The sequence below is a fragment of the Pseudomonas sp. B21-041 genome, assembly GCF_024748675.1.
Lineage (GTDB): Bacteria > Pseudomonadota > Gammaproteobacteria > Pseudomonadales > Pseudomonadaceae > Aquipseudomonas > Aquipseudomonas neuropathica.
On sequence record NZ_CP087175.1, the window covers coordinates 3367712 to 3379039 of the forward strand.

Consider the following 11328-nt stretch of genomic DNA (forward strand, 5'->3'; position numbering starts at 1 on the left):
ACCGCAGTGCGATGCGATCTATCCGGGACTCTCCCGATGTTTTTTAACGTTAGTCAGCAGGTGCAAGGCGCAAGGCGTCACCGATTAGCCCGACCACACTGGCCAGGTCATGGTCACCATGGCTCAGCGGGCTCAACCGCAGATGGTGCGCATGCAGGCTTTGCAGGCTGAATAGCTCGCCAGGTGCAATAACGATCTGCTGCCTGAGCAATCGCTGGAAGACCTGCGCCATGTTCACTGGTCGCAGAGAATGTACCCACACGGTCGCGCCACCCTCGGGCTCGACAACCTGCATCGCATCGCCAAGACGTTCGCGCAACAATTCGATCAATTGCGTACGACGCTCCTTGAGCATTCGCCGCAATACCAATAAATGCTGATCCAGTCGGCCGCCCCCCAACAACCTGGCAATGGCTTTCTGGCGAATCGGCGACAACCGAAACGCGCGCAACAGGAAATGCCGCTGCAACTCACTGCGCCAATGACGCGACAGCACATAACCGAAAGGCGCCTCGGCCCCGACGAACTTTTCGAACGTGGAAAACACCACTAAACGATCGGGGTCCAGCCAGTCGCGCATCCGTTGCGCGTCATTGCCTTCATGGAGTTCGCTGTAACAATCGTTTTCCAGCACCCAGGTACCATGACGTCCAAGCAAATGCGCGACTGCCTGCTGGTTGCTCAGCGGTAGAAGACTGCCCCGGGGCATGCTCAGCACTGACGACAAAAGCATCAAACGTACCGTCTCGCTCTTGAGCACCGACTCCAGCCGCTGAAGATCAATCATGCCCCCGGGGAGCAACGGCAACTCGATGACCCGTACTTCGGCGGCCTCAAGCAGACGCAGGATCACCCAGTCACAGGGCGATTCGACGACCACGGTGGCCCGACGCAACTCAAGCACGGAAATCAGAATTTCCAATACACCGCGCAGGTCTGCGCCGATATAGACGTCATCCGCACGCCAGTAATTGGCCGTGGATGAGGTGTAGCGGGCGGCCAGCACCGTGCGCAACTCCAGCTCTCCACAAGGTTGCACCAACGCATGTGGCTGACGTGGGTACTGACGCAGCAGTTCCCGCTCCAACATCAATAACGGGCTGTCCAGTGGCTGTAGCGAGGCCGGCTCATCGGCGCTCAGCACGCACATGCCCGGGCGCCTGGCATTGACGTAAACGGTTTCCAGCAGATCACTGCCGCTATCCGGCGAATCCATCATGTGCAGCGCTTGCGCGTAGTACCCGGACTTGGCAATTGAATAAACTCGACCTTCCTTTTCCAGCAGCGAGTAGGCGTACTGGACGGTCGAGATCGACACATTGAGCCGGTCAGACAATTGCCGGAGTGAGGGCAGGCGCACCGCCCCGCTGTTCCCCGCCTCATCTATCAGCAGCGTCAGGTATCGATAAACCGCCTGATAAACGAAGTCATTCTCCCTCGACCCCTTCACAACCCCGTATCCGTGGGCATGGGTTCATCTCCAGGCAAGCGGCTCACGATCAACCTTCCGCCGATCGATCAGCGGTCGGCTCGGCCGCCGCGTCAACCGCATCGAGGCTTTGCGCGGCCGATTCTCCAGGCGCAGACATACGAACCGGCCCCATTGCATACAAACGCACAATCAACCTGACCGGCAGCCCACTGACATCCGTCATCCATTTCATGACCTGTTCCGGCGCATGCAGGCCCTGCATCGCCCGGTGCAGATCCGGCAATGCCACCAACATGCCGGGGTGACAATTGCGCAAGAATCGCTCAAGTCCGGCCCCCGCATTAATGAACGGTGAAAACAACAGGCACGTCAGCTGGATTTCATTCAGTTCAAAACTGGCCAGCAGAGAGCTTTCCGCCTGGGCGCGCAGATTCCCGGGCTCCTGCAGATTGTCGAAGCTGACCAGCAACTGTTCGCATACCGGTTCAGGGACCTGTTTTTGCCGCATCGTTATCAGGCTGCTTTTGAGGTAATCACCGACGCCGTCCTCATAGTTTCGCTCCTCGATGATTTGCGCCTGCAAACCTCGTAAATGCGCAGCCACCTTAGGCTCTACGTGTTCGTCATCACCTTGATAAAGCGTCAGATCGTCAACCTGAAACCCCAGAAAATCACTCAACAAAGGCCAGCGCTCTTCGAGTTTGCCGACAATCATGTCGTTGATACTGATAAAGCTGGTACGCCGACAGGCCTCGAATTGCCCCTCCGGACGCCACGCCACCCGCTCCTCTTCGGGATAAAACTCACGGTAATAATCACCACCCAGCCCGTCGAGCAGCGTAAACAGCATTTCAAAGCCGCAAGAACTCACCGGTGGGGCGGCAATCTCAGCCTTCTGCGCGGCACGCCCCAGCCCTTCGAGGAAGATGCTCTGTCGACGCGGGGACTCACTGCCGACCATGGCATCGACGCCATTGTTCCAGCGGGCCACCTGACCATAGAACTCGGCAGTTGCCAGATAAGCGTCATCCCATAGCTCAAGCGGTTCATTCCAGGTTCTGCGATGCCCGATCAGCAGCAGGTTGATACGGTTGGCCTCGCGACCGGCTTCGCTTATGGGTAGCTGGTGATCAAACGGCAATACCTCGCGGTGGTCGACCATCACCAGTTCTACCCGGGGATCGTCATACAGAAACAGTGCGCTGTAGCTGCGATGCATGTTTTGCAGGGACACCTGGCTGCTGCCGTTCCAGCGCAGATTGGCCACCCGCAACTGAAAGGTCGCGGGTGAACGGCCAGCGATGGTCAACTGCGCCGCCCGCAGTAACGCCAGCGTGTAACAACTGTCGCGCGACCCTGACTGGTTCACCAGCACCTTGAAATGACCGATGTTCTCCATGCCGCCGGCGGCCACTGCCAGTCGCTGGATCAGCAGCTGCAGCGCCGTGCGTTCTGCGCGCGAGAAGAAACTCAGCAAACGTTGCAATACTTGCTGGTAGACATAGTTCATTGCCTGATCATGGATCGTGCTCATCGGTATTTACCCGGTATAAAAAGTTTCATGCCGCGCAGACTGACACATCAGCCAAGCGACAATTGATCAATAAGTAATAGACGTTCAGATGCTAACACTTACAAGTTTGAAGTTATTTGAAACACTTGAACTGACAAAGCGCCTTCAGTCGTCCAAAAACAGCCTCAAACCACTGTAATTGTTGGAATATTTTTTTCGGAACGCAGTCCTAGGAAATTTCCCACAGGGTCCCACGCCAAGTGAGCACAAGAAAAAGAGAAGCAGTTTCCGAATAGCCCTACAACAATTAAACAGAAGTTGCCGCGATCAACGGTTTTCGACGCGTTATATCGAACAGGACAAATTGAATGCACAGACATGGCTCATTCCTTGAGATGAAAGTAATCATTCAATTATCAGGGCTTATATTGTGATTAGAAGATACAGATAGAGAGCAAAAACCAGTTCAGTTGCTGAACGGGCCCGGGCATAGCGCCAGGGAGCTCGGTTTTTCAGGGGGAAGGTAAACGCACAAGAGTCCGTGGGGCCACGGACTCTGATTAAAGGGGCTTACGCCGGTTCGACCTGCAGAGCGACCCGTTCGCGGCATGGGCATTCGTCCATGTAACGATGCGCTTCGACGAACTCGTTGAACGGAAATACACGCGTCTTGAGCGGCAGCAGCACGCGGTCAGCGGTCAACTGGTTGATGTCACGCAAGGCACGTTGCAAAGCGACGTGATCCTGAGTGATGCCCAATTCCGGTTTGCCGGTGAAGTTGCCGATGCAGTGCACAAAGAACTGGATGTTCTTCTGGAACGCTGCGCAGGCCGGGAACGGCGTCTGGTTGCCGCCTTGCAAGCCGTATAACACCAGGCTGCCACGTGGCGCCAGCACATCGCCCAACAGCGACATCTGCGGGCCGCCGAGACCGTCGAACACCACGTCGACACCACGGTTGTCGGTGATCTTGTTGATTCGCATCAACAGATCTTCCTCTTCGGTGACGATGACCTTTTCCGCACCAAGGGACAGCAGGTACTCGCGTTCCTCGGCTTCCTTGGTCGCGGCAATCACCCGTACGCCCATCGCCTTACCCAACTGGACAAACGAAGGACCGGCGCAATGGCTGGCGTCAGTAACCAGTGCGAACTGCCCCGGCTTGACCCGTGCCAGATCGGCGTAGGCAAAGTAGGCGATCAGCAGCGGCGTGTAGTGCACGCTGGCTTCGATCGGGCTGAGCACATCCGGATAACGGGTCAGCGCGGTACGCGGCAGTACGATCGACTCGCCGTAAACCGGGTAGTCGTTCGGGCTTTCAGCCGGGAAACTGGCAACCTTGTCACCAACGGACAGGTCCTCGACATCGGCACCGACAGCAGTGACGACACCGGCCATTTCATGGCCGAGGCCCGATGGCAGACGTGCCTGGGACGAAGCCAGGTTCTGACGCCAGAGGGTGTCGTACCAACTGATGCCGATCGCCTCGACACGCACCTGCACTTCGCCAGGACCTGGCTGAGCGGCCGCATGCTCTTCGCATTTGAGCACCTCGGCCGGACCAAACTTGTGAAAACGGATCGTGCGGGACATCGCAAACCTCGTCAAAGTAACCTCTAATGCCCTGAACTCTATCTGGGCTTTTGACCCAAGACTATCAGTGGCTATTAATAGTCGACATGCCTGTCATTGATTCCGCACCAGGGGCGGCATTGGCAAAATCCATGAAAAAACTGCTGCCAACGTCTCACTCAAGCTGAATTTTCCGGTGCAGAGTACCAGCCTTTCCCCGTAAGATTCATGCCGGCCATTGTTCTCATATGGCTGCTCTCGTCAAGCTTGATGACTCTGCCAGGACTCCAGATGAATCGTAATGACCTGCGTCGTGTCGACCTGAACCTGTTGATCGTATTCGAAACATTGATGCACGAACGCAGTGTGACCCGGGCGGCAGAAAAGCTCTTTCTCGGTCAGCCGGCAATCAGTGCGGCCCTTTCGCGCCTGCGCAGCCTGTTCGATGACCCGCTATTTGTGCGCACCGGGCGCAGCATGGAACCGTCCGCCCGAGCGGTGGAAATCTTCGCCCTGCTCTCGCCGGCCCTCGATTCGATTTCGACCGCCGTCAGCCGTGCGGCCGAATTCGACCCGGCGACCAGCACCTCGGTATTTCGCATTGGCCTGTCCGACGACGTCGAATTCGCCCTGCTGCCAATGCTGCTCAAACGCCTGCGCGCGGAAGCACCGGGAATCGTGCTGGTGATCCGTCGCGTCAATTACATATTGATGCCGGGCCTGCTGGCCTCCGGCGAGATATCCATTGGCGTCAGCTACACCACAGACCTGCCGGCCAACGCCAAGCGCAAGGTCCTGCGCCGCAGCGCGCCAAAATTGCTGCGCGCCGATACCGTGCCGGGCCCGTTGAGCCTGGACGACTATTGCGCGCGTCCGCATGCGCTGGTGTCGTTTGCTGGCGATCTCAGTGGCTTTATTGATGAAGAGCTCGAGAAACTGGGGCGCAAACGCCATGTGGTGCTGGCCGTGCCGCAGTTCAACGGATTGAGTACGTTGCTGGCGGGCACTGACATCGTTGCGACCGTGCCGGATTACACGGCGGACGCGTTGACGGCGGCTGGTGGGGTTCGGGCGGAAGATCCGCCGTTGCCGACGCGCACATTTGAACTGCACATGGCGTGGCGTGGGTCGCAGGATAATGATCCGGGTGAGCGGTGGTTGCGGTCGCGGATTCAGATGTTCTTTGGCGATCCAGATAGCCTGTGAATCCGCGCTGGCAGTTCTGAATATTATTGAACGCAAGCGTAGCTTGCGGCATTCTTCGCAACGAAATTTCCAGGGACGGTAAAATTTGATGCGTACTTCACGTATGCAAGCGCTTGTGCCCCTCGCCTCTTCAAACACCACCGGTGTGATTGAAGGCGAACACTCGCATCCGTCCGGATGCACATGGGGTCAATGTCTCGCAGAGCTGACACCACATCCTCACCATTCCCGATTACTACGACCACCAAGGCTGTCGATCCAGCGAACAGCCCTGGCTGTTCTACGATACGGCTATTCATCACGGCTGCCCGATCTGACCTCTTGAAACGGAACTTCGCATGAGCGGAAAACCTGCTGCACGCCTCACGGACCCCACTAGCTGCCCTCTTCCGGGACATGGCACGAATCCCATTGCCAGTGGCTCGCCCAATGTGAACTTTGACGGGCTTGCTGCCGCCCGGATGACCGACAAATCCGCTTGTGGCAGTCCGATCACGGGAGGCGTCAGCTCGACCGTTTTCATCAATGGTTTGAATGCTGCGACGATCGACAGCACGGGCGGACACGGCAACATCGTTGTGGGCGGTTCCGGAACAGTCATCATCGGCGACACCTTCGTCTCGGCACCTTTCAGCGGTCTGCTGCCGATGCCGGTGCACTTCAGCGACAAGATCAAATTGATCGACGAAAGCACCGGTGAGCCCATGCCTAATCATGCCTACGCGATTCAGCGCGCGGACGGCAGTTTCGAGTACGGCACCAGTGATTCGCTGGGGTTCACTCACGTCGTGAGTTCACACGTGGCAGAAACCTTCAAACTATTTCTGGAAGATTGAAAACATGCCGGCAGAGCAAATCCAGCTTCCCAATGGAAATACCGCGAGTCTGGCCGTCACGCCGACGTTAACACTCGTGAAGGATCAGTCGGTAAAGACGGCTCCCGTTCCCGTAAAGAAGGCGATCGTTTTTTTCATTGGTGGGGCTGCCGACCAAGAGAAATACTATTTTCAAGGCGCGTTCCACAATATCGACGACGCAAAAAAACAGCTCGACGGCAAAATTGCGGGCAGCGCCAAGCTGCCGGCGAAATACACGGGGTTCCCTAAAAGTTATAAGGATGCAAGGGGTTCCGGCGATATCCAGACTCACTTCATCGACAACATTCCCAGCAAATCCTGTCCGGTTTACATCGTCGGCCACAGCCTCGGCGGATGGAACGGCGCACATCTGTCACAGATTCTTTCCGAAGCCGGTTACACCATCAAATATCTGGTGACACTCGATCCAGTGGGTGAAGGATTCCTGGTATGGCTGGGTTCCGACATCTATTTTTCGGAGCCAACGCCTGTCGCTGAAACATGGATCAACATCCGGGCCAACGCCAGTACACCTGACCAATCTGACGGTGTCGCAGAATTCGGGGAGCGTTGGATGATCGAGTCTGGTCCGACCATCAACAAGACCATTGATAGGCACCATGCATCTGCTGACTGGATGTTTATAGAACCTGTGCAAGGGACGAAGTCCGCCTGCGATCTGATTTTTGACTCAATCAACGGTATTTTCGGCCAATGAACAGCTTCCGCGCGGTCATATACCTCGGTGTTCTACTCTGCACCGGCTGCGTAAAAACGGCCAGCATTCCGCCCGCCGACCTCACGCTATCGTCGTTTGAGCTCGGCCCCGCCAATCTGTTCACGGCACACTTCAACTCCACTGTGGATTTGCAGAACGCATTCAATGATTACGAAAACTCCAACCAGCTCAACCCTACCCTGATCTGCTCTCTCAATCGCGACATGGAGTTCTCATCCGAGCATTCAATCGCGGTAAAAGCTGAAGGGCGAGTGAACGCAAGCGGTCAAGCCAGGCCCAATTACAAGTTTTCCTCCGACCTGATCTTCTACTACACCAATCCGGATGGTACGCAACGCGACTTGAATGACTACGACGCCATCAAACCGTTGCTGACGTCGCAAACTTCAATCCCGTGCAAAGTTCGCATAACCGCCTATGGGTATGAGGCCTATTACACGAATACGTTATTCATCCCCTCCAGGATCATGATTGAACAGATCTTCAGATAGCCGCGCTTTGCTGAACCTGGCGCAAGGATTTGGAGAAGCGCTGGTCGTCAGGTGAGCCCCCATAAAAAAGCCCGGAAACCTTCCCCGGGCTTTTTCATTTGTGCGCCTCTTTTGCATTTTTGTGCGACACATCCCCTTTCAGGACTCCCGCAAGGCTCTGGCACGGTGTTAGCTTGTAAGCGTATGTGTCTCAACCTTGAGGCACGCCTAACTCACTGCCCTGCAAAGGAATGCCCTTCGTAATGAATGTCCCTTTCAAAAAACTGGCTGCCACCACGTTGATGCTGGCCGGTCTTGCCGTGTTCACGGCGCCCGCGCAAGCCAATATCACCCCGCAGCAGAGCGCTGAAATCCTAAAGACTTACAGCGCTGACAAAGCCACAGACTTCCGCCAGTTCCTCGGCAACTTGGGCAAGAGCGATCTGGCGAAAACCGCTGACATTGGTCCGGCGATTGGCGCCTATCTCGATAACAAGACTTTAAACGCCGAGCAGCAGAACGAAATCTATCGTCTGCTGGGTATCTACACGCGAGCGAAATACAGCGCTGCCGCCACTGAAACCCTGCGCGAACTGGTGGAAATCCCGACCTTTCGCAAGGACGGCGTTGAGCAGCACGACAATCCGGAATTCATCAAGATAGCGGCGAAGATCAAAAGTCTCGCCGAGTCGTTCAATCTGAAATTCCGCAACATCGACAACCGCGTCTACGAGATTTCCCTCGATGGCAGTGGCGATGAAGTGGTTGGTATTCACGCGCATGCCGACGTGGTGCCGGTGACGCCGGAAAACTGGGTGCTCAAGGATGGCACCCGCCTCGACCCGTTCAAGATCACCCTGATCGGCGATCGCATGTACGGTCGCGGCACCGAGGATGACAAGAACGGTATCGTCGTCACGCTGTATGCCATGAAAGTCATCAAGGAAGAAAAACTGCCGCTGGTGCGCAACTTCAAGTTGCTGGTCGACACCACCGAAGAAACCACGGGCGACGCGATCCCTTACTACTTCGAACGCAACCCGACGCCAAACTACAACCTGGCGCTGGACGGTGGTTACCCGGTGGTGATTGCCGAGAAAGGCTACGGCACCGTCATGGCCAACTTTGCCAAGCGCAGAGGTGAAGGCAAAGGTGCCGAAATCATGTCGATGACCGGCGGCCTGGCGACCAACCAGATTCCATCGGCGTCGGTCGCCACGCTGGTCACCGACAAGCCTGCGGAGCTGGCTGCCAGTCTGCAAAAGGCCGGTGATGAGTTTGCCAAGCGCAATGGCGGCGATTTCCAGGTGAGCGCCAAGGTCGACGGCAAAGACGTCAAACTGACCGTGACTGGCGTATCTGCGCACTCCTCCGAGCCAGAATCCGGGGTCAACCCGGTCGCGCGGATGCTGGTCTTTATCAATAGCCTTGATGGCAAAGTCGCGTTCAAGCACAACCACATCACCGACGCCGCGCGTTACGCTACCGACAACTGGGGTCTGGATTACCTGGGCAACAAGCTGAATGTCGGTTTCTCCGATGCCTTCATGGGGCCGCTAACAACGTCGCTGACCTACGTCGGCATGGACGAAAAGGCCTTCAAACTCGCGGTCAACCTGCGCGTGCCGAAGGGCAAGTCGCCGGAAAAACTCAAGGCTGAAATCGCTGAGAAACTGGCGGCGTGGAGCAAGAAATCCCACGTAGCGGTTGCGTTCGACTACTCGATTGCGGAGCCGATGTACCGCAATCCTGAGGGCGAATGGGTCAAGGCGTTGTTGGCGGTATCGACAGAAAACCTCGGTATGAAACACGAGTTCGGCACCTCCGCCGGCGCCACCTCGGTGCATGAGCTGCCGAATGGCGTGCAATTCGGTCTGGCCATGCCAAATGTGAAATACACCGGTCACACCGATGGCGAGTTCAAGACTGTGGAGCAATTCCAGCTGGATCTGCAGATCGTCACGGAAATGATCGGCCGCATCGGCCAGTTGCCGAAACTCTGACCGCATTGTCGAACCCGCCGCCGTGGCGGGTTCGGCATTTTTAATCCCCGCGTAATTCCCGCAGTGCAGCTTCTCTCCTGACTTTTGCACACCGGGCAACACAGAATTGCCCTCAGAGAGATTGATAGCCACCTAACGAAAGGTGCATGCTAGAGGGCTCGTTCGGGCCTTATATCATTCCGAATGATAGTTACCTTTGCTTCATTCGATTCGTGCCATCACACCCCGCCGAGCATCATCCGCCCATCTTCAATACATTGGCGGATGCATCCATGGAACAGTCACTCAAACATTTGCGCTTCCCGTTGGCCATGTTGGCCGTACTGGTGATGAGCGCCTGCGGCAAGACTCCGGAGACTGCCGCCACTATGCCCGCTGCGAAAGTCAGCGTGGCCAAGGTGCTGGAACAACCGGTCAACGAGTGGGACGAATTCACCGGGCGCCTAGAAGCGCCGGAAACCGTTGAAATCCGTCCACGGGTCTCCGGCCAGATTGATGACGTCGCTTTCACTGAAGGCGCACTGGTCAAGAAAGGCGACCTGCTGTTCCAGATCGATCCGCGTCCATTCCAGGCTGAGGTACGCCGCCTCGAAGCCCTGGTTGCTCAATCCCGCGCCAACGCCACCCGCAGTGAAAACGAAGCCGGTCGTGGTGAACGCCTGCGTGCCAGCAACGCCATTTCCGCCGAACTGGCCGACTCGCGCACCAGCGCCGCTCAAGAAGCCCGCGCCGCCGTCGGTGCCCTGCAAGCGCAACTGGATCTGGCCAAACTGAACCTCAGCTTCACCCGTGTCACCGCGCCGATCAGTGGCCGCGTCAGCCGTGCCGAGATCACCGCCGGTAACCTGGTGACCGCCGACACCACGCCGCTGACCAGTGTGGTTTCCACCGACCGTGTTTATGCCTACTTCGACGCCGACGAGCGTGTGTTCCTCAAATACACCCAACTCGCCCGTAACGGTCAGCGCGGCGCGACCACCCCGGTGTACATGGGCCTGTCCAACGAAGACGGCAACCCGCACCTCGGTCAGATGAACTTCGTCGATAACCAGGTCAACCCGAAAACCGGCACCATCCGTGGTCGCGCGGTGTTCGACAACAGCGATGGCACCTACACCCCGGGCCTGTACGCACGCCTGAAACTGGTCGGCAGCGGCACCTACAACGCCATGCTGATCAACGATGAAGCGGTCGGCACTGACCTGGGCAAGAAGTTCGTACTGGTGATGGATGCGGACAACAAAACCGCATACCGCGCCGTTGAACTGGGTCCGAAGATCGAAGGCCTGCGCATCGTCCGTAACGGCCTGAACAAGGACGACACGATCATCGTCAAGGGTCTGCAACGGGTTCGTCCTGGCTCCCCGGTTACCCCTGAAGTGGTGCCGATGGCCAGCGAACAGACCATCGCGGCACTCGCTCAACAACGTCAAGCGCTGGAAGCCAGCAACCTGCCCAAAGTCGCCCCTGCCAAAGGCGCGTCCGGTTCGGTTGTGAAGCTGGCTGCTACGACCCCACGCGGTTAAGGGACGACAA

9 protein-coding genes are annotated in these 11328 nt (G+C 57.1%); 6 read left to right on the forward strand and 3 right to left on the reverse strand.

The annotated features are described in order from the left end of the window. Nucleotides 1–49: 49 nt before the first annotated feature. The 3 genes from LOY43_RS14965 to LOY43_RS14975 all read right to left on the reverse strand — a co-directional run bounded on the left by LOY43_RS14965 (nucleotide 50) and on the right by LOY43_RS14975 (nucleotide 4538). Nucleotides 50–1450 (reverse strand): PLP-dependent aminotransferase family protein, encoded by a 1401-nt coding sequence (locus LOY43_RS14965; RefSeq protein ID WP_095050843.1) that lies wholly within the window; start codon nucleotides 1448–1450, stop codon nucleotides 50–52. A gap of 49 nt (nucleotides 1451–1499) precedes the next feature. Continuing rightward, on the reverse strand, nucleotides 1500–2966 hold the full coding sequence (locus LOY43_RS14970) for a hypothetical protein (protein WP_258708278.1): 1467 nt from the start codon (nucleotides 2964–2966) through the stop codon (nucleotides 1500–1502). Nucleotides 2967–3515: 549 nt separating this feature from the next. Then, nucleotides 3516–4538, reverse strand: a complete 1023-nt coding sequence (locus tag LOY43_RS14975) for a zinc-dependent alcohol dehydrogenase family protein (protein ID WP_007914918.1) — start codon at nucleotides 4536–4538, stop codon at nucleotides 3516–3518. A gap of 270 nt (nucleotides 4539–4808) precedes the next feature. Between LOY43_RS14975 and LOY43_RS14980 the strand changes: the two genes are divergently transcribed. From LOY43_RS14980 to mexE, 6 genes are all read left to right on the forward strand, one after another. Next, the gene (locus tag LOY43_RS14980; RefSeq protein WP_093431295.1) at nucleotides 4809–5723 is read left to right on the forward strand and encodes a LysR family transcriptional regulator; all 915 of its coding nucleotides are present in this window, start codon (nucleotides 4809–4811) and stop codon (nucleotides 5721–5723) included. A gap of 338 nt (nucleotides 5724–6061) precedes the next feature. Further along, a complete protein-coding gene (locus LOY43_RS14985) occupies nucleotides 6062–6559 on the forward strand; it encodes a PAAR domain-containing protein (RefSeq protein WP_007914923.1) in 498 nt (165 codons plus the stop codon). A gap of 4 nt (nucleotides 6560–6563) precedes the next feature. Continuing rightward, nucleotides 6564–7298, forward strand: coding sequence for a hypothetical protein (locus tag LOY43_RS14990; protein WP_007914925.1), 735 nt, complete (start codon nucleotides 6564–6566; stop codon nucleotides 7296–7298). Next, entirely contained in the window at nucleotides 7295–7810 is a 516-nt protein-coding gene (locus LOY43_RS14995; protein WP_093431292.1) for a hypothetical protein, read from the forward strand. The genes LOY43_RS14990 and LOY43_RS14995 overlap by 4 nt, the downstream gene beginning before the upstream one ends. Nucleotides 7811–8052: 242 nt before the next feature. Next, nucleotides 8053–9792 carry a dipeptidase gene (locus LOY43_RS15000; RefSeq protein WP_258708279.1) on the forward strand — a complete coding sequence of 580 codons (1740 nt, stop codon included), beginning with the start codon at nucleotides 8053–8055 and terminating at the stop codon, nucleotides 9790–9792. A 272-nt stretch (nucleotides 9793–10064) separates the two neighbouring features. Beyond that, nucleotides 10065–11318 carry a multidrug efflux RND transporter periplasmic adaptor subunit MexE gene (gene mexE / locus LOY43_RS15005; protein ID WP_077573018.1) on the forward strand — a complete coding sequence of 418 codons (1254 nt, stop codon included), beginning with the start codon at nucleotides 10065–10067 and terminating at the stop codon, nucleotides 11316–11318. Nucleotides 11319–11328 lie beyond the last annotated feature (10 nt).

Excerpts from the sequence above, each read along its gene's own strand:
- LOY43_RS14970 (WP_258708278.1), bottom strand. The coding sequence starts at position 2,966 with ATGAGCACGATCCATGATCAGGCAATGAACTATGTCTACCAGCAAGTA.
- LOY43_RS14975 (WP_007914918.1), bottom strand. The coding sequence starts at position 4,538 with ATGTCCCGCACGATCCGTTTTCACAAGTTTGGTCCGGCCGAGGTGCTC.
- LOY43_RS14980 (WP_093431295.1), top strand. The coding sequence starts at position 4,809 with ATGAATCGTAATGACCTGCGTCGTGTCGACCTGAACCTGTTGATCGTA.
- LOY43_RS14985 (WP_007914923.1), top strand. The coding sequence starts at position 6,062 with ATGAGCGGAAAACCTGCTGCACGCCTCACGGACCCCACTAGCTGCCCT.
- LOY43_RS14990 (WP_007914925.1), top strand. The coding sequence starts at position 6,564 with ATGCCGGCAGAGCAAATCCAGCTTCCCAATGGAAATACCGCGAGTCTG.
- LOY43_RS14995 (WP_093431292.1), top strand. The coding sequence starts at position 7,295 with ATGAACAGCTTCCGCGCGGTCATATACCTCGGTGTTCTACTCTGCACC.
- LOY43_RS15000 (WP_258708279.1), top strand. The coding sequence starts at position 8,053 with ATGAATGTCCCTTTCAAAAAACTGGCTGCCACCACGTTGATGCTGGCC.
- mexE (WP_077573018.1), top strand. The coding sequence starts at position 10,065 with ATGGAACAGTCACTCAAACATTTGCGCTTCCCGTTGGCCATGTTGGCC.